The organism is Algoriella xinjiangensis, from assembly GCF_900115015.1.
In the GTDB taxonomy this organism is placed as follows: Bacteria; Bacteroidota; Bacteroidia; order Flavobacteriales; family Weeksellaceae; genus Empedobacter; species Empedobacter xinjiangensis.
The window spans coordinates 115199-135546 of the sequence record NZ_FOUZ01000006.1 but is presented as its reverse complement, the minus strand read 5'-3'; the positions used below and the strand labels follow the sequence as shown (position 1 = coordinate 135546).

Genomic DNA, 20348 nt, shown 5'->3' with positions numbered 1-20348 from the left:
AATCTGTACGCAGATAAAATTATTGTCCCCAAAAATTTATATTTCTTAAAAAAACTTACCTTTGTTCTACAATGAAGAAAGATATTAATCAACTCGATCCAAAGGATTATATTTTAATAAAAGGTGCTAAACTACACAACTTAAAAAATATTGATTTAGCAATTCCGAAGAATAAATTGGTGGTAATTACAGGAATGTCAGGTTCTGGTAAATCTACTTTGGCTTTTGATACGTTGTATGCCGAAGGTCAGCGTCGTTATGTGGAAAGTCTTTCTTCGTATGCGCGTCAATTTTTAGGAAAATTAGATAAACCGCAAGTCGATTATATCAAAGGAATTGCGCCTGCAATTGCTATTCAGCAGAAAGTAAATTCTACAAATCCACGTTCTACGGTTGGTACAACAACAGAGGTTTACGATTATCTAAAGCTGTTGTTTGCCCGCATTGGTAAAACATATTCCCCAATAACGGGCGAATTGGTGCAAAAAGATTCGGTGACAGATGTAGTCGATTTTTTAAAAACGCAACCAATCAGTGCAAAATTTATATTACAGATAAAATTAGTTGTTCCAGAAGAAAGAAATTTCGCAGAACATTTAAATATACTCCAACAACAAGGGTTTACGCGATTAAGTGTAGATGGAAGTCAAGTTAAAATTGAAGATTTAATTTCATTTAATTTTGAGCCTCAACCCGAAAATGATGTTCACTTAATTATTGATCGTATCGCTTTGCCAGAGGAAGATGAAGAATCTTTTTATCATCGATTAGGAGATTCTATCGAAACGGCTTTTTTTGAAGGAAAAGGTGATATTTCTCTTGTAAATATTGACACAAACGAAATCAAGTATTTTTCGAATAAATTTGAATCAGATGGGCTTATTTTTAACGAACCTAATATTCATTTCTTTAGTTTTAATAATCCTTACGGCGCTTGTCCAACTTGCGAAGGTTACGGAAAAGTAATTGGTGTCGAAGAAAATTTAGTCGTTCCAAACAAAGCACTTTCAATTTACGAAGATGCTGTTGTTGCTTGGAAAGGCGAAAAAATGAGCGAATGGAAAATGCATTTCATCAAGATTGCTCAAAAAGTAGATTTTCCAATTCATAAACCATATTTCGAATTAACCGAAGAACAAAAAGATTATTTGTGGCGCGGTGAAGACGATTGGGAAGGTTTGGATGGATTTTTTAAAATGGTGGAAGAAAACACCTATAAAATTCAGTTTCGTGTAATGCTTTCGCGTTATCGCGGAAAAACAACATGTCCTACTTGCAAAGGAAAACGTTTACGAAAAGAAACTAATTTTGTGAAAATTGCAGATAAATCGATTAATGATTTAGTTGATTTACCATTAAATGAATTGAATGAGTTTTTCGTAAATGTAAAATTTAATCATTTTGATGAACAAGTTGCAGGACGAATCATTTATGAAATAAAATCTCGATTAACATTTTTATTAGATGTTGGTTTAGAGTATTTATCATTAAACAGAGCTTCTAATACACTTTCTGGTGGAGAATCGCAACGTATCAATTTAGCAACTTCTTTGGGAAGTAGCTTGGTCGGTTCTATGTATGTTTTAGACGAGCCATCTATCGGTTTACATTCTCGTGATACAGAAAAATTTATCACAATTTTACAGCGTTTACGCGATTTAGGAAATACTGTAATTATTGTAGAACATGATGAAGATATCATGAAAGCTGCCGATTATATTATTGATATTGGTCCCGAAGCTGGTACAAATGGAGGAGAAGTTGTGTTTGAAGGTACTTATCAAGAACTGTTGAAAGCCGATACATTAACTGCTAAATATTTGAATGGTAAAATGGAAATTGAGGTGCCTAAAAATCGTCTTAAATCTCCAAATTATCTGAAAATTTTAGGCGCTCGCGAAAATAATTTAAAAAATATTGATGTTAAATTTCCACTCAACCAAATGACTGTGATTACGGGAGTTTCTGGTTCGGGAAAATCAACATTAATGAAAGATATTTTAACACCAGCTGTACAACGTAATTTCGAGATTTTTGGAAATAAAATCGGTGATTTTGATGAGTTAGTTGGTGATATTTCAAAATTAGAAGGAATTGAATTAATCGATCAAAATCCGATTGGTAAATCTTCTCGTTCTAATCCCGTAACGTATGTGAAAGCGTACGATGATATCCGAAATTTATTTGCTTCGCAAAAGGCAAGTAAAGTGATGGGTTTTCAGCCAAAACATTTTTCATTTAATGTAGACGGTGGTCGTTGTGATACCTGTAAAGGCGATGGAACAATTACGATAGAAATGCAGTTTATGGCTGACGTCGACTTAATTTGTGAAGATTGTCATGGACAACGTTTTAAGAAAGAAATTTTAGATGTTAAGTTCGAAGGTAAGTTAATTTCAGATGTGTTAAATCTTACAATTGATGATGCAATTGAGTTTTTTAAAGCACATAATCAAACAAAAATTGTAGAGAAATTAAAACCTTTGCAAGATGTTGGTTTGGGCTATGTAAAATTAGGACAATCGTCTAATACACTGTCGGGTGGTGAAGCGCAACGTATCAAATTAGCATTCTTTTTAACCAAAGGAGAAACAAAAAATAAAACATTATTTATATTTGATGAACCTTCTACTGGATTGCATTTTCACGATATTCAGAAATTAATTACTGCTTTGCGTGCTTTGATTGATTTAGGACATTCTGTTTTTGTGATTGAGCATAATATGGATATCATAAAAGTTGCTGATTGGGTAATAGATTTAGGTCCAGAAGGCGGTAAAAAAGGAGGTTATTTAGTTGCCGAAGGAACGCCAGAAGAAATAATAAAAGTAAAAGATTCTTACACAGGAAAATTCTTGAAAGAGAAGCTTTAAAATATATTTAAAAATAGTTAGAAAAGCATTAAAGATTTAGTCATTTTTAATGCTTTTTCACTTAAAATAATCAATAACTACATTTTCTACTTTCATGAAAATTGCATTATCACAATATCTTTCAACCAATCAAAACATAAATTACAAAAACGAAATTTTAGCAGGATTAACTGTCGCAATGACAATGATTCCCGAATCTTTATCCTTCGCAATTTTAGCAGGTTTATCACCATTAGTTGGTTTATACGGAGCTTTTATTATGGGAATTGTAACTGCAATTTTTGGTGGTCGACCAGCAATGGTTTCGGGTGGAGCAGGCGCAACAGTCATTACTTTAATCGCTTTAAATGCAACATACGGCGATCAATATATTTTTGCAGCAGTTGCTTTAGCGGGTGTTTTTCAGATTTTAGTTGGCGTTTTCAAACTAGGACGTTTTGTTCGATTAATTCCTCAACCAGTGATGTATGGTTTTCTAAATGGATTAGCGGTTGTTATTTTTATGTCTCAATTAGAACAATTTAAATCAACTACAAACGGAGTTTCAAGTTGGATTTCTGGAACACCATTATTCACAATGCTTGGTTTAACTATATTAACCGTTTTAGTGGTTTTTGTTTTTCCAAAAATAACAAAACTTATTCCAGCTTCTTTGGTTGCAATTATGGTAGTTTTTGTACTCGTTTTAGGTTTTAATATTGATACAAAAACTGTTGGCGATATTGCGAGTATTAAAGGCGCTTTGCCGTCATTCCATATTCCATATGTACCATTTAATCTCGAAACTTTAAAAATTATTTTGCCATATTCTATCATCATGGGTTCTGTTGGTTTGATAGAAACATTGTTAACGTTGACCTTGGTAGATGAGGTTACAAATTCTAAAGGTTCGTCTAATAAAGAATGTTTGGCGCAAGGTGCGGCAAATATTACAAATGGATTTTTTGGAGGAATGGGAGGTTGTGCAATGATTGCGCAAACTTTTGTGAATTTAGATGCAGGTTCTCGATCAAGAATTGGTCCTGCAATTGGAGCAATTACAATTTTAATTATCATTTTAATTGGTGCGCCAGTAATAGAAAAAATTCCGATGGCAGCTTTGGTTGGCGTTATGATGATGGTTGCGATCTCGACCTTCAAATGGGGATTTTTTAAATTAATTACTAAAATGCCAAAATCAGATATTTTTGTGAGTGTTTTAGTTGCAGCAATTACAATTCTTTTACATAATTTGGCTTTGGCTGTTTTTGTAGGGGTTATTGTTTGTGCGTTAGTTTTCGCTTGGGATAATGCAAAACGTATCAGAGCGCGTAAATCTATAGATGAAAAAGGACGAAAAGTTTACGAAATTTATGGTCCATTATTCTTCGGTTCTGTTACTGCTTTTTTAGAAAAATTTGATATAAATGATGATCCAAAAAATATTGTTATTGATTTGAAAGAGAGTAGAGTAGTTGATATGAGTGCAATTGATGCTTTAAATTTAATTACATCTAAATATACCCAACAAAATAAGCATGTTATATTGCGACATTTAAGCGAAGATTCCATTAAATTATTAGCAAATGCAAAAAGTATTATTGAGGTAAATATAGAAGAAGATCCAACTTATAAAGTAATGCCAAAGAATTAAGAATATAAATTAACACCATAATTTAATTAACACAATTATGAATGAAAATGAATTAAATTTTGAGAATTATCGATCGAATTCTGAACGAAAAAAAAATGTGATATTAAGTTTTTATATTGCCTTTGTATTTATTGTAATCTCTTTTCTTATCGGAATTTATTATTATTTTGAATTAAATAAATATGCTAATGCAGAAATTGAAGATGTTTCTACATTAGAAATGGTTTATAGTATAAGCGGAGTCTTACAAGTTTTATCTATTATAGGAACAATGATTTTTTTTGTTTTATGGTTCAGAAGGGCTTATGCAAACTTAAGTAGGGTTGGTCTTTCTATAGATAATAATGATAATATGGCATTTTGGGGATTTGTAATTCCGTTTATGAATTTTGTAAAACCTTTAAAAATAGCGAAAGAAATCGACTTGAAATATGATTATTTACTTCATAAATTTAATGAAAATCATGTGTCAAATTTAAATAATTATAATATTTTAATTGCTTGGTGGATTGCATACTGGATTGAGAATGTTGTTTCAAGAATTGCGACTAAAATTAATTATGATTCAATTGATCAAGCTTTATATTATCAAAAATTAATTTTAGTTAGTGATGTAGTTTCGCTAGTTTCTATTAGTTTAACAATTTTAATGATAAAAACACTTTCTAGATCAGAACAAGAGTTAGAACAATATTTAAAATTAGAAGAACTTTCTACCAATAATATAATTTTAAGTTAAACAAAAAAGCACTTCAATCGAAGTGCTTTTTAATTATTTATAAATATCTCTCATTAATAATATTGAGATGATGAATAGAATGTCCAGCTGTAACAAAACCAATTTTTTCTACCGAAAATTCTTTGTCACCAATTTTTCCCGTTTTACTTAAAACATCATCATCAAAAGCTAAAAATTGATAATAAGTTGCTTTCATCAAATTTGTCCATTCTTTTATCAAATCTTGAGGTTTTCTTGCGTTTGCATTTGATTTTTTTGCATATTCATTTTCATCAAAAAAGTTAAGTGATTGTTGATCTTCTCGTGCAATATGTTGCGCTCTGTAAGAGAAAATTCTTTCGCAATCAATGCAATGTTGCACAACTTCTTTTACAGTCCATTTTTCGTCTGCATAACGATAATCCCATTTATCTAACTCTGTAACAATAGTTAATGTCTTTTTAATATCCGAAATTCGCGTTTGTAAAGCGTCTTCAACTTCAATTCCATCATAAATTGAAATATAGTTATCGTGGTTTATAGTACTCATTGTTCTTATTTTTTTACAATTTAGAAAATTTTTCGGTTGATCTAAATTAAGTATTTGTTAAAATTTTAGGTTATTTTTTTTGATATTATTTCTGATTTTGATAAAAAATTATGATTCTTTCATAAATATTAAATCAATCTTTTCAGAAGTTTTTAAAACAAAAAATCATGTTTAAGTTTGAGATAGAAAGACTATCTAACTTTATATTTTATAAAATGATTTCAAATTTATCATATTCAAGTGGCGCTTCAGAACAACCTTTATTAGGTGAAACTATTGGAGAAAATTTGCGTAATACTGTCGCAAAATACCCTCAGCATGAAGCATTAGTTTGTGTTGACCAAAATTATCGCGCAACCTATACCGAATTTTATACACAGACCGAACAAATTGCCAAATCTTTATTAGCAATTGGTCTAAAAAAGGGAGATCGCGTTGGTATTTGGGCGCCAAATAGGGCAGAATGGGTTTTGTTGCAATATGCAACGGCTAGAATCGGAATGATTCTAGTGAATTTAAATCCTGCTTATCGCGAAAATGAGTTAGAATTTGTTTTGAATCAAGCAGAAATATCAGCTGTTTTTGCTTCGTTTAACTTTAAAAGTAGCGAATATAAAACAATGCTTTATGCGGTAAAAGATAATACGCCAAGTTTAAAACATATTATAATTTTTGAGGATGATTGGGATAATTTTTTGTTGAAAGCAGAAGATATTTCAACGTCAAGAGTTAGTCTGTTAGAGCAATCTGTACAGTTTGATGAAGCCGTTAATATTCAATATACTTCGGGAACTACAGGTTTTCCGAAAGGTGTTACTTTAACACATCATAACTTAATTAACAATGGTTTTTTTATAGGAATTCGCTTAAATTATTCTCAAAATGATCGTGTTTGTATTCCAGTTCCGTTTTATCATTGTTTCGGAATGGTAATCGGTAATTTAGCTTGCACAACACACGGTGCATGCATGGTGATTCCGTCCGAAAGTTTTGATCCAGAAAAAGCTTTAAATGCAGTAGAAGTAGAAAAATGTACATCATTATATGGTGTTCCAACTATGTTTATAGCCGAATTAGAATTGCCAAATTTTGATCGTTTCGATTTATCATCGCTTCGTACGGGAGTAATGGCAGGTTCGCCTTGTCCGATTGAAATCATGAAAAAAGTGCAAGCCAAAATGAATATGAAAGAGGTTAGTATTTGTTATGGAATGACCGAAACTTCGCCAGTTTCTACACAAACTATTATCGGAACACCTTTAGAAAAGCAAGTTTCGACGGTTGGTACAGTTCAAAATCATTTAGAAATTAAAATTATAGATCCAATAACGGGCGATATTTTACCACGCGGTGTTGCGGGCGAATTTTGTACAAGAGGATATTCTATCATGCAAAAATATTGGAACAATCCAGAAGCTACAGCGCAAGTAATTGATGAAAATAATTGGTTGCATACGGGTGATATTGCGACGATGGATGTTGATGGTTATATCAATATCACGGGACGTTTAAAGGATATTATAATTAGAGGTGGAGAAAATATTTCGCCCAAAGAAATTGAAGATTTTTTGTATGAAAATGAAGCAATTTCTGATGTTCAAGTCATTGGTGTTCCAAGTATAAAATATGGAGAAGAAGTAATGGCTTGGGTAAAAATAAAAGATGGAATATCTATTACAGAAGACGAATTAAAAGAGTATTGCTTGTCTATAGCTCATTTTAAACGTCCAAGATATTGGAAATTTGTAACCGAATTTCCGATGACAGTTTCAGGTAAAATTAGAAAAATTGAAATGCGCGACGTTTCAATAAAAGAATTAGGTTTAGAAAATGCTAAAAAAATAAAAACTTCTTAAGATGTTACTTTTATAATAGGCTCAAAAGAATAATTTCGATTATCTTTGAGTCTATTTAATTTATTAAAATAAACGATCATAAAGATGTCAAATATCTTATTAATAGAAGATGAACAGGCGATTCGTAACGTTTTGAAAAGCATTTTAATGGATGAAAATCCAAAATGGAATGTGGATGAAGCTGAAAACGGTGCGGTTGGACTTGAAAAAATAAAAGAAAAAGAATACGACTTAATTATTAGTGATATAAAAATGCCAATTAAAGACGGAATGGAAGTTTTGTCTGAAGCAATGGATTATAATCCTGAGTTAACAATGGTGATGATTACAGGTCACGGTGATGTTGATTTAGCGGTTGATTGTATCAAAAAAGGCGCGTATGATTTTATATCAAAACCACCAGATTTAAATAAATTATTAACGACTGTTCGTAATGCTTTAGATCGAAAATCTTTACTTTCTTCGAACAAAGAATTGAAAAAAGAAAACAAAGCGCTTAAAAAGAAAGTAGCAAAAAAATATGAAATGATTGGTGATTCGCCTGCTATTTTAGAGGTAAAACAAATCATAGATAAAGTTGCTGCTACGGATGCACGTGTTTTAATTCTTGGTCCAAATGGAACAGGTAAAGAGTTGGTTGCGCATCATTTACACGAAAAAAGTGAGCGTAGCGTAAAACCATTAGTCGAAGTTAACTGTGCTGCAATTCCAGCAGAATTAATTGAGAGTGAATTATTTGGTCACGTAAAAGGTTCTTTTACAGGAGCGGTTAAGGATAAACAAGGTAAGTTTGAGCTAGCAAATAGTGGAACAATTTTTTTAGATGAAATTGTAGATATGAGTCTTTCAGCGCAAGCCAAAGTTTTGCGTGCGTTGCAAGAAGGTAAAGTTTCGCCAGTTGGCTCAGAAAAAGAGATAAATGTAGATGTTCGCGTAATTGCTGCGACAAATAAAGATTTGCGTAAAGAGATTAGCGAAGGTCGTTTTCGCGAAGATTTATACCATCGTTTGGCTGTAATTATTATCAATGTTCCTGGGTTGAATGATAGAAAAGAAGATATTCCGGCATTGGTAGAATATTTTGTTTCTGTAGCAACAAATCCTAAAGATTTTGATAAATCTGCTTACGAATCTTTAAAAGAAATTGATTGGACAGGAAATATCCGCGAGTTAAGAAATGTTGTAGAACGTTTGTTGATTTTAGGTGAAAATCCCGTTACACGCAAAGATGTTGAGCAATTTGTAAAAAAATAAGATTTTCGATGAAATCGCTCTACTTTTTAACCATTTTTATATGTTTTTTTGCATTTTCTTGTAAAAAAGAAGTTGTTGCGGATAAAAGTTCGGAAGGATTATCGCATGAAGATGTTTTGTCATTAGAGAAAAATTCTGTTTTCACGAATGAAGCATTAATTTATAAAGGAACTTTCGAAGGAAAATATTTTGGCGATAAAGTCGTTTTAAAACTAACCGACAATGATTTTTTTGTAGAATATAAAGGCAAAAATTATCAAGGAGAATGGGTGAAGAAGGATGATGGATCATTGATGGAAATCGAAACAAAGAAAAATAAACTTCCTTTTCAGTTTATGCGTTGGTCAGACAATTCAGAAATTATGATTCTTAATGAAGATGGTTTGGCAGACGATAACGGAGAAAATTATTTAATAAGAGTAACAGAAAAATGAAAATAGCGAAAGTTTTAGGCGTATTAATTTTAACTTTATTAATAAGTTGTCAATCAGATTCTAATACATCTAAAAATGATGAATTAGGAAAACGATTTTTTGAAAATTATGCTTCGAGAAAGGATTATAGCAAAATGTTATCGTATTATAATGATAGTGTTGTGTACGAAAATGTAGCGCAATATTCTGGAGGAGCTACGCTAGAACCGCGATATTTATTAAACGAAATTATTCGTTGGAATGATCAAACGATGCAATATGATGGCAATAAATTGTTGAATGTAAAAGAATTATTTACAAACGATACGATGATTATTGCAAACGGAGAATTTTCTGGATATACATATAATGGAATGAAATTTCCGCCGATGAAGTTTACTACGTATTTATATTTAGACAAAAATTCTAAAATTAAAAAGCAAGTAGATTGGTTTAATTATCCGATAGAAGATATAATTGAACTTTATCAATTGCAACAAAGTCAACAAAAAATAAAATTAGATAAATAACAAAAAAGCCTCAATATTGAGGCTTTTTTTATTGTTCTGTATTGAAATAAACTTTGTAATAAAACATCTTTTTATCTTCGTCAAATCCACGTTCCAAATATTCTTCGGCAGCATCTGGATTTGTTAAATCTAGTTTGATATTAATCTTTGTATCAAGTTTTATTTCGCTCTTAATTTTCTTACTTTCTTTCATCAATGTAGGTACAGAAACTTCAAAAGATTCTACAAATTCTACACGATTATTTTCGCTATAATCTTTTTTATACTCTTTAAACTCATCAATTAACTCAAATGGTTTTAAGACTTGATCTTCAATTATTTCATTTGTTACAAATTCGTTAGAATTTAAGACATTAATTGAGTTCGAAATAAATTCTGCTTGTTGCTTTTTATCAGTCTTGTCTAATAGAAAATCATTGGAAAAATCGGTAATCAATTCCATATACTTTTTTGTATGGTAATTGTTATCTTTTATCAAATCAATTTCTAAGAAACTCTTTTTCCAATATTCAGATTCAACGTTTTTATCATCAATAGAAAAAACTCGAAAACCTTCTTCTTTGTGAACATCCAAAATCATACAAGCTTTGTCAATTCCTTCAAGTTTATAGCCTTTCCAAATGTTATAATCTAAGCCTTTTGATTCGTCAAAACGTAAAAATTTCTTTTTATTTTCTAACTTATAAATACCAATTCCGCGACAAGGAATTCCGTCGAACATCATGTTTTCAAATAATGTGACAAATACTTCACCTGTTTTTATTTGAGGATGCAATGATTTTTCGTACAAATGACTTAAAACTTCTTGCGAAAAGTCAATAAAATCTACTTTTTCCTCAAACATTTGCGCACATTGATTGTACAAAACATTAAACTCTAATTTTTCGGTATAATGAGTAAAATGATTAATTTCGAGCGATTTTTTGAACGGATTTAGCAAAAAAGGAATCAATTGTTCTTCTTTACTTTCATCATATTCAAGTGTTTTATCGGCAAATATATTTGCTTCTTCGCGAACTTTATGTCCAACTTTTTGCAAACTTATATGGGCGATATATGCATTTTTTACGTCAATCATCGTTAGTATACTATATGAAGCAAAATTAATGAAAATCAATTGATGTCCGGAATAAAAATATTAACAAAATTGTCAAACAAAATTGTCAATGTAAAATATTGATAATTAATTAGTTAAAAATAATTTTAAATAAAATGTAGTTTTAGAATGATATTTTAAGGATTTATGGCACGGAAATAGTAATATGCTAGATGTCTTAATTTATTTAAAAAATAGGAAATGAGAAAGATTAAATTTACACTTTTAGGAGTTGCGTTTACAGCAATGATGGCTGTTGGAGTAAATGCACAAGAGAGAGGAAATAGGAGAGGAAGCGATGGAAATTCGCGCGAAACAACTAGAGTACAAACAAATAATGGACGATCAGAAGTTGCGAAAAACGAAAATAGAGTTAGTACACGAGTTGATGCGAATAGAACAGATAGAGTTTCGAGAGATACAAATAGAAGTGATGTAAATAGAACAACACGACCAAGTACAAATAATGATCGTATTTCCAAAGACAACACGGCGGTAGTTGGTAGTAGACCAACAAGTAACCGTGATAGGAACAACGGAAATAGAAATAATGATAACAGAAATTCGGAGCGTAATTATAAAAACAATCCAATCAGAATAAACAATAGTTCGTACAGTAGAAATTACCGTCCAGTATCTAATATTGATTTTAATCGTTATCAAAAATACTCGTACAATAACAATAATTTTTACGGAAATGATGGTATATATTACAGATCTTACAACAAAGGATATGTACGTTACATGCCAAGTATAGGATTTAGAATTAATATATTACCAAGAGGTTTTGTAACGATAGATTTAGGTAGAAATCCGTATTATTTTTACGAAGGAGTTTACTACAAACCATACAGAAATTACTTTGAAGTAATAGAAGCACCAATTGGAGCAATTGTATATGCTTTGCCTGCAGGTTATGAAAGAGTAAATTATGAAGGCGAAAATTTATATGAATTTGGAGGAACTTTGTACCAAAAATTTTATGATAGAGGTACAAGAGCTTATCAGGTAGTAGGTTATTTAGATTAAAAAAAAGAATACATAAGTTAGGTTTTAGGTGAATAAAAATCCCACAACAAGTTATCTTGTTGTGGGATTTTTTGTAGCGAAGAGCAGAATCGAACTGCCGACCTCAGGGTTATGAATCCTGCGCTCTAACCATCTGAGCTACCTCGCCGAAATATTAATTTTTGCAAAGATAATTTTTTTGAATAATCAATGCAAAACTTATTTTGATTTTCTTTGGTAGATACAATTCATTTTATATCTTGCGACTTCAATTAAATAGAATTATGCCGAAAAAGAAATATCAAGTAGAATTTTCAATTAAGTCATCTCCATCATTGCTATATAACTATATATCAAATCCTTCAGGATTGTCAGAATGGTTTGCAGACAATGTAAACTCTCGTGGAGAAAAGTATACTTTTATTTGGGATGGTCACGAAGAATCTGCGTTTTTGATGAAATCAAAGCAAGACAGCTATGTTCGTTTTCAATGGGAATATGACGAAGACACAAAATATTTCTTCGAATTAACAATTGTAGAAGATGATTTAACAAATGATGTTTCAATTGTGATTACAGATTTTGCAGAAGAAGACGAAGTAGAAGAGTCTAAACAATTATGGGAAAGTCAAATTGAAGATCTTAAAAAAATATTAGGATCAGTTTAAAAATCTATTATTTTGAAAATTAATTTAGGTGGCGTTATCACCGAACAAGTAAATGCAGTAATAGGACAACAAAATAGAGCTTTTCGAAATGGTGACGCTGTAAAAGAGATTTTACGCTACGTAAACGGTGAAATTATAGATTGGGAAGATCATTATTTTAATTTAATGGCTTCTATGCGTATTTACCGCATGAATATTCCTTTAGATTTTACGCCAGAATTTTTTCAAGATCAAATAAATTTACTTGCACAAGCCAATCAAACAACATCAGGAAAGGTAGAATTTTTGGCATTCCGTAATGATGAAGCAGATTATTTAAAAGCGACAATCAATTATGTTGTTTCTATCGAAAATAGTAGCGAAGATTGGATGTTTTTAGAGCATGAAAACGAGATTGATGTTTACAAGGATTACGCTATAAATACAGCTTTTTATTCGTTAGTAAACACATATCGTCCAGAAGAAAATATTGCAGAAATTTATCGTCTTGAGAATGATTACGCCGATATTATCTTGTTAAACGCCAACAAAAGAATGGCAAGATCATTAAAAGGAAATATTTTTGTTTTAAACGATCAAACAATCAGAACTCCTAAAAAAGAAGAAGGAGTAATTACAAGCGTATTGCGAAATAATTTCATTAAAAAAATAAATAAAGCAGAAGAATTTACAGTAGAAGAAGCAGAAATTTTTCCATTCGAAATTCAGAAAGCAGAAGAAGTTTTTATTTTGATTGACGGAATTGGAATTTTACCAATTACTCAAAATCGAAAGAAAATATATACTTCAACTAAAACAAAATCGATTTTTAATCTTCTAAAATCGAATTAATTCATAGAAGGATCAGCGGGGGTGTTTAGCCAAATTAAGTTTTCACCTCCAAGTTCTTTCATCAATTTTTTCCACAAATCCGAATTCCAATTCTCAAAAAGATCAAAATCTAAATCGGTAATTTCCCACGAATTATCATCCAATTCATTTACAATTTGTTTTGGAGACCAACCGCAATACCCAATAAAAAACTTGATTTCGTCCTCTTTTATTAAATCCTGATTAATTGCCTCGCGCACATCTTCGTAAACGCCAGACCAATAAATATCATCCGCAATCCATTCGCTATTTCTAATCAAATCTGGACGCTTGTGTATATAATAAATATTTTCTTTATCAACTGGTCCGCCTTCAAAAACAATAGATCCAGCCTCCATTTCAGATACAAAAATACTAATTGGCAGATGCGAAGATCGGTTCAAAATAAAACCAATACTACCAGATTCAAGATGTTCTGTAATCAAAATGACACTACGCTGAAAAATATCGTTAGTTAATGCAGGTTTTGCAATTAAAATAGCTCCTTTTTTAATACTTTTGATAGACATATCAAATGATGTTTTTGTTGTTTTAGGTTTTATAAAGTCTGATTAAAAAATCAGTGATATGGTTTAAAAATATAAAGAAAATATTAATGAAACAAGATTTAAGTTATAAAAGAAAGGTCTACGAAAAACAAGCGATGAATTTTGATTCGTTGAGAGATAATCCGATCGAACAATTTAGAGATTGGTTTGTACAAGCAGAAGAATCGGATGGAGTAGACGAAGCTAATGCAATGTCGGTTGCGACGATTGGTGACGATGGTTTTCCAAGAACGCGAGTTGTTTTGTTGAAACGTTATACAGACGAAGGTTTTATTTTTTATACCAATTACAATAGTCAAAAAGGAAAAGCTTTGTTAGAAAATCCGAAGGTTTGTATTTCATTTTTCTGGCCATTTTTAGAACGTCAAATTATAATAAAAGGAATTGCAGAAAAAACATCGGACAATACATCTGATGGTTATTTTGAAACACGACCAAGAAGCAGCCAATTAGGTGCTTGGTTATCGGATCAAAGTGCTGTAATTGATGAAAATGAAGATTTAGCTGCTGAAGAAATCGAATTAGAAAAAACATACGAAGGTAAAGAAATTCCTCGCCCAGCACATTGGGGTGGCTTTTTAGTTCGCCCAACTGAAATTGAATTTTGGCAAGGTCGTCCAAGTCGTTTACACGATCGTGTTCGTTATGTTTTACAAGAAGATTTTGATTGGAAAAAAGAGCGTTTAGCGCCTTAAAATAATAATTTATAAATAAAAAAACCTGATGAAACATCATCAGGTTTTTGCTTAAATATTTTATTGTATATTATTTATTAAACTCTTCTGCAGTTTTACGAATAACAGCAATACATTCGTGTAATTGTTCTTCATTTATAACCAATGGTGGTGCAAAACGAATAATGTTTCCGTGTGTAGGTTTAGCTAATAATCCGTTTTCCATCATTTTAACACAGAAATTCCAAGCAGTTTCAGAATCTGGTGTATCATTGATTAAAATTGCATTTAATAATCCTTTTCCACGAACAGATTTGAATAAAGGAAAATCTTGAATTAATTTATTAATTTCTGAACGGAAAAGTTGTCCTAATTTTTCTGCATTATCTGCTAATTTTTCGTCCAAAACAACTTGCATCGCTTCCATAGCAACGGCGCAAGCCAAAGGATTTCCACCGTAAGTAGAACCGTGTTGACCAGGTTTTATAACATTCATAATTTCATCATTCGCCAATACTGCCGATACAGGATAAGCTCCTCCAGAAACTGCTTTACCTAAGATTAATACATCTGCATTAATATTTTCGTGATCAATTGCTAACATTTTACCTGTACGTGCAATTCCGGTTTGAATTTCGTCCGCAATAAATAAAATATTATTTTGCTTACATAATTCTTCGCAAGCTTTTAAATATCCTTCAGAAGGTACATTTACACCAGCTTCTCCTTGAATTGGTTCAACTAAAAATCCACAAATTTTATCTGCTTTTTCTGCAAAAACTTGTTTCAAAGCATCAACATCATTGTATTCTACAGCAATAAAACCGCTTGTGTACGGATCAAAATGTTTACGAGCATCTTCGTCATTAGAAAAAGAAATAATAGTTGTTGTACGTCCGTGGAAATTATCTTTACAAACAACAATTATTGCTTCACCAGCAGCGATTCCTTTTTTCTCATAACCCCATTTGCGGGCCAATTTTAAGGCTGTTTCTACTGCTTCGGCTCCAGTATTCATTGGTAAAATTTTCTCAAAACCGAAAAGGTCTGTCATAAATTTTTCGTATTTACCTAATTCTGCATTGTAAAAAGCGCGAGAAGTTAAAGTTAATTTTTCTGCTTGTTCCTTTAATTTGTTTACAATACGAGGGTGACAATGTCCTTGATTTACTGCTGAATAGGCAGATAAAAAGTCAAAATATTTTTTACCATCAACATCCCATACATAAATTCCTTCTCCTTTTTCTAAAACAACAGGAAGTGGGTGGTAGTTGTGTGCTCCGTATTTTTCTTCAAGTGCAATTAACTCAGATGATTTTTCGTTTGTGCTCATAGCTATGTTTGTTTGTAATTTAATCATAAAAAAACCGACAAAATAAAAGTCGGTTTATGTTAAGAATTTAATCTTTTTTCTGTTAATGAAATATCTTTTCCGAAGAATTTTTTCGAAACTTTCAAGAAATTATCTGTGTAATCGGATAAGTAGAAATCGTATTGCGGAATATTATCTTCCGAAGCTAGTTTTCCTTCTCGTCCTAATTGATAGATAATTTGATTTACGACAATTAAAGGCGAATTTACAATGGTAACTTTTCCTTCAAATACCTGATTGATTTCTTTTTCGACCAAAGGATAATGTGTACATCCTAATATAATCGAATCAATTCCTTCTAGTTTTTTATTGGTTAAATACGTTTCTAAAACTGCTTTAGAGATAGATGTATTTGCAAAACCTTCTTCTATAACCGGTACTAATAGAGGTGTTGCCATTTCGACAACTTTTAGATGTTTGTTAAATTTACGAATCGATTTTTTATATGCACCAGAATTTATGGTTGCTTTGGTTGCAATAACACCAATTTTTTCTCTCAACTCAAAAGCAATTTTTTCTGCAACTGGAGAAATCACATCAATTACGGGAATATCATTTCCAGCCGCTTCTTTTATCGCATCAATCGAGTTAGAAGTTGCAGAATTACAGGCAACTAAAATTGCTTTGCAATTATTTTCTTTTAAAAAATTTGTAATATCAACGGAAAAACGTGTAATTGCTTCTCTAGATTTTTCACCGTAAGGTAAATGTTGCGTATCGCCAAAGTAAATCATACTTTCGTGTGGCAAAAGACGTTTTATTTCTTTTGCAAACGTCAAACCACCAACACCAGAGTCGAAAACACCAATTGGTCTGTTATCATTCATACAGCAAATTTAACAAATTAATCGACGTAAAATAGTCTTGAAGCAATTCCATCTGCGAAAAATTTTGCTTCTGGTTTCAAAATAATTTTATTCGCTTGTTTTTCAATAAGATTTTCTTGTAAAAGTTTCTCAATTTCTTGATTAAAATATTGAATAAGTTTCGGAGAAAATTCTGAATTTAATCGATTTAAATCTATTCCATAAATAGTTCTTAATCCAATCATAATCATTTCATTAAATTGTTCTAGTTCATTTAAAACTTCAATCTCATGAGGAAAAATATTTTGTTGAATAGATTGTATATATTTCGAATTATTAGCAATATTCCAAGCGCGTTGTTTTCCGTTATATGAATGCGCAGAAGGTCCAATTCCGATATAAGGCACTCCTTTCCAATAGTTTGAATTGTGATGAGAAAAGTGATTTTCTTTTCCAAAATTAGAAATTTCGTATTGTATAAAATTGTTACTTGTTAAAGTATCAACCAAAATTTGAAATTGATCATTTTGACGATTATCATCTATTGGTTTAGTTTCTCCTTTTTTGATTTGATGATCTAAAACTGTTTTTTCTTCTACCGTTAATGCATAAGAAGAAATATGTGGAACTTCTAATTCTATAGCTTTCTGAAGGTTTTTTCGCCACATATCATCCGTTGTTGTCGTAGAGCCGTAAATTAAATCAATAGTAATGTTGTCAAAACCAAAATCTTGAGCAATTTTTATAGATTTTTCCGCTTCTAAAGCATTGTGTGCGCGATTCATTAAACGTAAATCTTCTTCAAAAAAAGATTGTACTCCAATTGAAAGACGATTGATTGGCGTTGATTTTAAGAAAGCTAATTTTTCTTTTGTTAAATCGTCGGGATTTGCTTCTAACGTTATTTCTTTGATTTGTGAGGTCGAATAATTTTTAGAAATTGTATTAAAAATGCTTTCTAATTCATTTTCTGATAGAATAGAAGGAGTTCCGCCACCAAAATAAATTGTTTCTAATGGTTGATTGATTTCATCTTTTCTCATTTCTAATTCTTTATTAATTGCTTTAATTAACAAAGATTTTGACTGAAGATTTGTTGAAAAATGAAAATCGCAATAGCTGCATTTTTGCTTACAATATGGGATGTGAATGTAGATTCCTGCCAAGGTTATTTATTTAATTGCAAAATTAGGTTTTTTAAAAATCTGAAACGGAATAATATGGCAGATTTATTTTTTTAAAATATTTTTTTAAATCATAATGATTATTAAAATTAAACTTATATCTTTATCCCGAAAATATAATACTATGAATAAAGGAACTGTAAAATTCTTTAATGACGAAAAAGGATACGGATTTATTAAAGATGACGAAACAGGAAGTGAGTACTTTGTACACGTTTCTGGTTTAGCAGACAAAGTAGAACAAAATGATAAAGTATCATTTGATCTAGAACAAGGAAAAAAAGGTGTTAATGCCGTTAATGTTAAAGTAATTTAAGAATTTATTATCTCAACATATTTCTTGTAAAGCGACCAATTATGGTCGCTTTTTTATTTTAATTTAACTCATCTTTTGATTCATAAAATTCAGCATCATTCAACAAATCATTTACAAAATGATACAATCTTCCGAGTTGAAATTTTGCAATATAATGCCCGTACAAACTTGCTGCATAAGTTCCTAAACCAATTAATAAAGCAATAGGAACAGCCCAAATCCAAACGCTTGTGCCTTGCACAATATATTCTGAAAGGGCATAAGAACCAAGTGTTATAAAAATTGCGCCGCTTATACCGTATAAAAAAGCGAAAAATGTCCAAACATTAGGTTTTGGACCAATAATTCCGCGCACAACCAAATAGCCCAAATGATCTTCATCTTCTTCTATACGAATTTGCAATTGTGGATGCCAATATTTGTCTTTATCTTTTCGTAAACGCACCATTGCAATCTCATTATTGGCGTAACCACCGTATTCTACCGAATTTTTTTCGAGATGTTTTTTGATTAAATCAATAAATTCTTGCTTTGATAATTGCGTAAAAACTTTGAAACGAGGACGGCTTAAGAGAGATTTAATTGGCACTTTTTGGCTCATAATAGTTATGCTTTTCTTAAATTTACAACAAATGTTTTAATATGACTAAAATCATTTCTGATACCTACGAAAAAATATTTGAGTTGGTGCGTCAAATTCCAGAAGGTAAAGTTTGTACTTATGGTTTAATTGCTCAAAAAATAGGCGAAAAATTTTCAGCTCGTGTTGTTGGTTATGCACTAAACAATACACATTTAGGAGAAGACGTTCCTGCGCATCGTGTTGTAAATAGAAATGGTTTGTTGACTGGTAAACATCATTTTAATCCGTCAACATTGATGCAAAAATTATTAGAAAACGAAGGAATTAAGATTGAGAATGACAAAGTTGTCGATTTTAAAAATCATCTTTGGAATCCTTCTGAAGGAAACTGATATTTATTTGTAACATTTTTAACTTTCTTCTTACTAACTTTACATATTAAATTGAAAAGATAAATGGATTTTTTATTGCAAGCCGAAGGTTTAACAAGGAAATATAAAGATAAAGTTGCGCTTAATAATTTTAGTATCAATATTCCGAAAGGTTCTATTTACGGACTTTTAGGACCAAATGGTGCTGGAAAAACAACTTTTATTAGAATTGTTAATCAAATTACTGCGCCAGATAGCGGTACAATTTTATTGAATGGAGAGCCATTAACAAGCAAAACAATAGGGCAAGTAGGTTATATGCCCGAGGAAAGAGGTTTGTACAAAAACATGAAAGTTGGTGAACAAGCACTTTATTTTGCAAGATTGAAAGGTCTTTCTGCTGCTGAAGCTAGAAAAAGAACAGAATTTTGGTTTGAGAAATTGGACATGATGTCTTGGTGGAACAAAAAACTGAGCGAACTTTCTAAAGGAATGGGACAAAAAGTTCAGTTTGTAATTACAGTAATTCATAATCCGTCTTTATTAATTTTTGATGAACCTTTTAGTGGTTTTGATCCTGTAAATGCACAAATTATTGCGAACGAAATTTTAGAACTTCGTGATAAAGGAACAACTATTATTTTTTCGACGCATAGAATGGAGTCGGTTGAAGAAATGTGTGATCATGTTGCTTTAATTAATCAAGCAAATAAGGTATTAGATGGTACGATTGAAGAAGTTCGTAATCAATTTAAAACAGGTAAATTTTCGATAGAATTAGGTGATATTTCGGCTGATAATTTACAGAATTTAGCCAACGAATTTGATATTTCGGATGTAAAAGAAATCAATCAACGAACTGAATTTAATTTGTTATACAATAAATCAATTCCGACGAATGAAATTCTAATGAAATTAATGAATTTAGGACAAGTTCATCAATTCAAAGAAATAATTCCATCAATGAATGATGTGTTTTTAGAAGCTGTAAAACAAAGTTCGTCATCTAATATTTAAGCCAATTC

At 31.0% G+C, this 20348-nt stretch carries 21 protein-coding genes and 1 tRNA gene; 14 read left to right on the top strand and 8 right to left on the bottom strand.

Translation table 11 applies throughout. The features are described 5' to 3' along the window. Positions 1-71: 71 nt before the first annotated feature. The 3 genes from uvrA to BM072_RS07220 all read left to right on the top strand — a co-directional run bounded on the left by uvrA (position 72) and on the right by BM072_RS07220 (position 5245). Positions 72-2873, top strand: coding sequence for an excinuclease ABC subunit UvrA (uvrA, locus tag BM072_RS07230; RefSeq protein WP_092907989.1), 2802 nt, complete (start codon positions 72-74; stop codon positions 2871-2873). Between the two features lie 94 nt (positions 2874-2967). After that, positions 2968-4506: a SulP family inorganic anion transporter gene (locus BM072_RS07225; RefSeq protein ID WP_092907988.1), complete on the top strand. Its 1539-nt coding sequence runs from the start codon at positions 2968-2970 to the stop codon at positions 4504-4506. A gap of 37 nt (positions 4507-4543) precedes the next feature. After that, entirely contained in the window at positions 4544-5245 is a 702-nt protein-coding gene (locus BM072_RS07220; protein WP_092907987.1) for a DUF4328 domain-containing protein, read from the top strand. A 37-nt stretch (positions 5246-5282) separates the two neighbouring features. On the opposite strand, the gene BM072_RS07215 is transcribed toward BM072_RS07220, so the two are convergent. Then, positions 5283-5774 carry a DinB family protein gene (locus BM072_RS07215; RefSeq protein ID WP_092907986.1) on the bottom strand — a complete coding sequence of 164 codons (492 nt, stop codon included), beginning with the start codon at positions 5772-5774 and terminating at the stop codon, positions 5283-5285. 215 nt (positions 5775-5989) lie between these two features. Between BM072_RS07215 and BM072_RS07210 the strand changes: the two genes are divergently transcribed. The 4 genes from BM072_RS07210 to BM072_RS07195 all read left to right on the top strand — a co-directional run bounded on the left by BM072_RS07210 (position 5990) and on the right by BM072_RS07195 (position 9827). Beyond that, positions 5990-7630: an AMP-binding protein gene (locus tag BM072_RS07210; protein WP_177190274.1), complete on the top strand. Its 1641-nt coding sequence runs from the start codon at positions 5990-5992 to the stop codon at positions 7628-7630. 84 nt (positions 7631-7714) lie between these two features. After that, entirely contained in the window at positions 7715-8884 is a 1170-nt protein-coding gene (locus tag BM072_RS07205) for a sigma-54-dependent transcriptional regulator (RefSeq protein WP_092907985.1), read from the top strand. Positions 8885-8892: 8 nt separating this feature from the next. Continuing rightward, positions 8893-9318, top strand: coding sequence for a hypothetical protein (locus tag BM072_RS07200; RefSeq protein ID WP_092907984.1), 426 nt, complete (start codon positions 8893-8895; stop codon positions 9316-9318). Beyond that, positions 9315-9827 carry a hypothetical protein gene (locus tag BM072_RS07195; RefSeq protein WP_092907983.1) on the top strand — a complete coding sequence of 171 codons (513 nt, stop codon included), beginning with the start codon at positions 9315-9317 and terminating at the stop codon, positions 9825-9827. Before BM072_RS07200 ends, BM072_RS07195 begins: the two co-directional genes overlap by 4 nt. 28 nt (positions 9828-9855) lie before the next feature. Here BM072_RS07195 and BM072_RS07190 read toward each other — a convergent pair whose 3' ends face one another. Beyond that, the gene (locus BM072_RS07190; RefSeq protein WP_092907982.1) at positions 9856-10905 is read right to left on the bottom strand and encodes a nucleoid-associated protein; all 1050 of its coding nucleotides are present in this window, start codon (positions 10903-10905) and stop codon (positions 9856-9858) included. A 219-nt stretch (positions 10906-11124) separates the two neighbouring features. Here BM072_RS07190 and BM072_RS07185 point away from each other — a divergent pair, with 219 nt between their 5' ends. Beyond that, positions 11125-11952: a DUF6515 family protein gene (locus tag BM072_RS07185; protein ID WP_092907981.1), complete on the top strand. Its 828-nt coding sequence runs from the start codon at positions 11125-11127 to the stop codon at positions 11950-11952. A 74-nt stretch (positions 11953-12026) separates the two neighbouring features. Here BM072_RS07185 and BM072_RS07180 read toward each other — a convergent pair. Continuing rightward, positions 12027-12100, bottom strand: a tRNA-Met gene (locus tag BM072_RS07180). A gap of 115 nt (positions 12101-12215) precedes the next feature. Between BM072_RS07180 and BM072_RS07175 the strand changes: the two genes are divergently transcribed. After that, positions 12216-12599, top strand: coding sequence for an START-like domain-containing protein (locus BM072_RS07175; protein ID WP_092907980.1), 384 nt, complete (start codon positions 12216-12218; stop codon positions 12597-12599). Positions 12600-12611: 12 nt separating this feature from the next. Further along, positions 12612-13430: an aminotransferase class IV gene (locus tag BM072_RS07170; protein ID WP_092907979.1), complete on the top strand. Its 819-nt coding sequence runs from the start codon at positions 12612-12614 to the stop codon at positions 13428-13430. Here the strand turns inward: BM072_RS07170 and BM072_RS07165 are convergent. Further along, positions 13427-13978 (bottom strand): YqgE/AlgH family protein, encoded by a 552-nt coding sequence (locus BM072_RS07165; protein ID WP_092907978.1) that lies wholly within the window; start codon positions 13976-13978, stop codon positions 13427-13429. The two genes, BM072_RS07170 and BM072_RS07165, sit on opposite strands and share 4 nt — an antisense overlap. Positions 13979-14064: 86 nt before the next feature. Between BM072_RS07165 and pdxH the strand changes: the two genes are divergently transcribed. Next, on the top strand, positions 14065-14712 hold the full coding sequence (pdxH, locus tag BM072_RS07160; RefSeq protein WP_092907977.1) for a pyridoxamine 5'-phosphate oxidase: 648 nt from the start codon (positions 14065-14067) through the stop codon (positions 14710-14712). 70 nt (positions 14713-14782) lie between these two features. Here the strand turns inward: pdxH and rocD are convergent, their stop codons facing one another. From rocD to hemW, 3 genes are read right to left on the bottom strand one after another with little or no spacing between them, the layout of a single operon-like run. Further along, positions 14783-16024, bottom strand: coding sequence for an ornithine--oxo-acid transaminase (rocD, locus tag BM072_RS07155; protein WP_092908067.1), 1242 nt, complete (start codon positions 16022-16024; stop codon positions 14783-14785). A gap of 59 nt (positions 16025-16083) precedes the next feature. Then, the gene (gene murI / locus BM072_RS07150) at positions 16084-16890 is read right to left on the bottom strand and encodes a glutamate racemase (protein WP_092907976.1); all 807 of its coding nucleotides are present in this window, start codon (positions 16888-16890) and stop codon (positions 16084-16086) included. Positions 16891-16907: 17 nt separating this feature from the next. Beyond that, positions 16908-18035, bottom strand: a complete 1128-nt coding sequence (gene hemW / locus BM072_RS07145) for a radical SAM family heme chaperone HemW (protein ID WP_092907975.1) — start codon at positions 18033-18035, stop codon at positions 16908-16910. Between the two features lie 142 nt (positions 18036-18177). On the opposite strand from hemW, the gene BM072_RS07140 reads away from it, so the two are divergent. After that, positions 18178-18369, top strand: a complete 192-nt coding sequence (locus tag BM072_RS07140) for a cold-shock protein (RefSeq protein WP_092907974.1) — start codon at positions 18178-18180, stop codon at positions 18367-18369. Between the two features lie 58 nt (positions 18370-18427). Here the strand turns inward: BM072_RS07140 and BM072_RS07135 are convergent, their stop codons facing one another. After that, positions 18428-18970, bottom strand: coding sequence for a hypothetical protein (locus tag BM072_RS07135; RefSeq protein WP_092907973.1), 543 nt, complete (start codon positions 18968-18970; stop codon positions 18428-18430). Positions 18971-19011: 41 nt separating this feature from the next. On the opposite strand from BM072_RS07135, the gene BM072_RS07130 reads away from it, so the two are divergent. Both BM072_RS07130 and BM072_RS07125 read left to right on the top strand, forming a co-directional pair. Beyond that, a complete protein-coding gene (locus tag BM072_RS07130) occupies positions 19012-19344 on the top strand; it encodes an MGMT family protein (RefSeq protein WP_092907972.1) in 333 nt (110 codons plus the stop codon). 63 nt (positions 19345-19407) lie between these two features. After that, positions 19408-20340 carry an ABC transporter ATP-binding protein gene (locus BM072_RS07125; RefSeq protein WP_092907971.1) on the top strand — a complete coding sequence of 311 codons (933 nt, stop codon included), beginning with the start codon at positions 19408-19410 and terminating at the stop codon, positions 20338-20340. Positions 20341-20348 lie beyond the last annotated feature (8 nt).

Coding starts and splice junctions, on each gene's coding strand:
- BM072_RS07175 (WP_092907980.1), top strand. CDS start 12,216: ATGCCGAAAAAGAAATATCAAGTAGAATTTTCAATTAAGTCATCTCCA.
- rocD (WP_092908067.1), bottom strand. CDS start 16,024: ATGAGCACAAACGAAAAATCATCTGAGTTAATTGCACTTGAAGAAAAA.
- BM072_RS07185 (WP_092907981.1), top strand. CDS start 11,125: ATGAGAAAGATTAAATTTACACTTTTAGGAGTTGCGTTTACAGCAATG.
- BM072_RS07225 (WP_092907988.1), top strand. CDS start 2,968: ATGAAAATTGCATTATCACAATATCTTTCAACCAATCAAAACATAAAT.
- BM072_RS07130 (WP_092907972.1), top strand. CDS start 19,012: ATGACTAAAATCATTTCTGATACCTACGAAAAAATATTTGAGTTGGTG.
- pdxH (WP_092907977.1), top strand. CDS start 14,065: ATGAAACAAGATTTAAGTTATAAAAGAAAGGTCTACGAAAAACAAGCG.
- BM072_RS07200 (WP_092907984.1), top strand. CDS start 8,893: ATGAAATCGCTCTACTTTTTAACCATTTTTATATGTTTTTTTGCATTT.
- BM072_RS07220 (WP_092907987.1), top strand. CDS start 4,544: ATGAATGAAAATGAATTAAATTTTGAGAATTATCGATCGAATTCTGAA.
- murI (WP_092907976.1), bottom strand. CDS start 16,890: ATGAATGATAACAGACCAATTGGTGTTTTCGACTCTGGTGTTGGTGGT.
- BM072_RS07125 (WP_092907971.1), top strand. CDS start 19,408: ATGGATTTTTTATTGCAAGCCGAAGGTTTAACAAGGAAATATAAAGAT.
- uvrA (WP_092907989.1), top strand. CDS start 72: ATGAAGAAAGATATTAATCAACTCGATCCAAAGGATTATATTTTAATA.
- BM072_RS07190 (WP_092907982.1), bottom strand. CDS start 10,905: ATGATTGACGTAAAAAATGCATATATCGCCCATATAAGTTTGCAAAAA.
- BM072_RS07215 (WP_092907986.1), bottom strand. CDS start 5,774: ATGAGTACTATAAACCACGATAACTATATTTCAATTTATGATGGAATT.
- BM072_RS07195 (WP_092907983.1), top strand. CDS start 9,315: ATGAAAATAGCGAAAGTTTTAGGCGTATTAATTTTAACTTTATTAATA.
- BM072_RS07165 (WP_092907978.1), bottom strand. CDS start 13,978: ATGTCTATCAAAAGTATTAAAAAAGGAGCTATTTTAATTGCAAAACCT.
- BM072_RS07135 (WP_092907973.1), bottom strand. CDS start 18,970: ATGAGCCAAAAAGTGCCAATTAAATCTCTCTTAAGCCGTCCTCGTTTC.
- BM072_RS07210 (WP_177190274.1), top strand. CDS start 5,990: ATGATTTCAAATTTATCATATTCAAGTGGCGCTTCAGAACAACCTTTA.
- BM072_RS07205 (WP_092907985.1), top strand. CDS start 7,715: ATGTCAAATATCTTATTAATAGAAGATGAACAGGCGATTCGTAACGTT.
- BM072_RS07140 (WP_092907974.1), top strand. CDS start 18,178: ATGAATAAAGGAACTGTAAAATTCTTTAATGACGAAAAAGGATACGGA.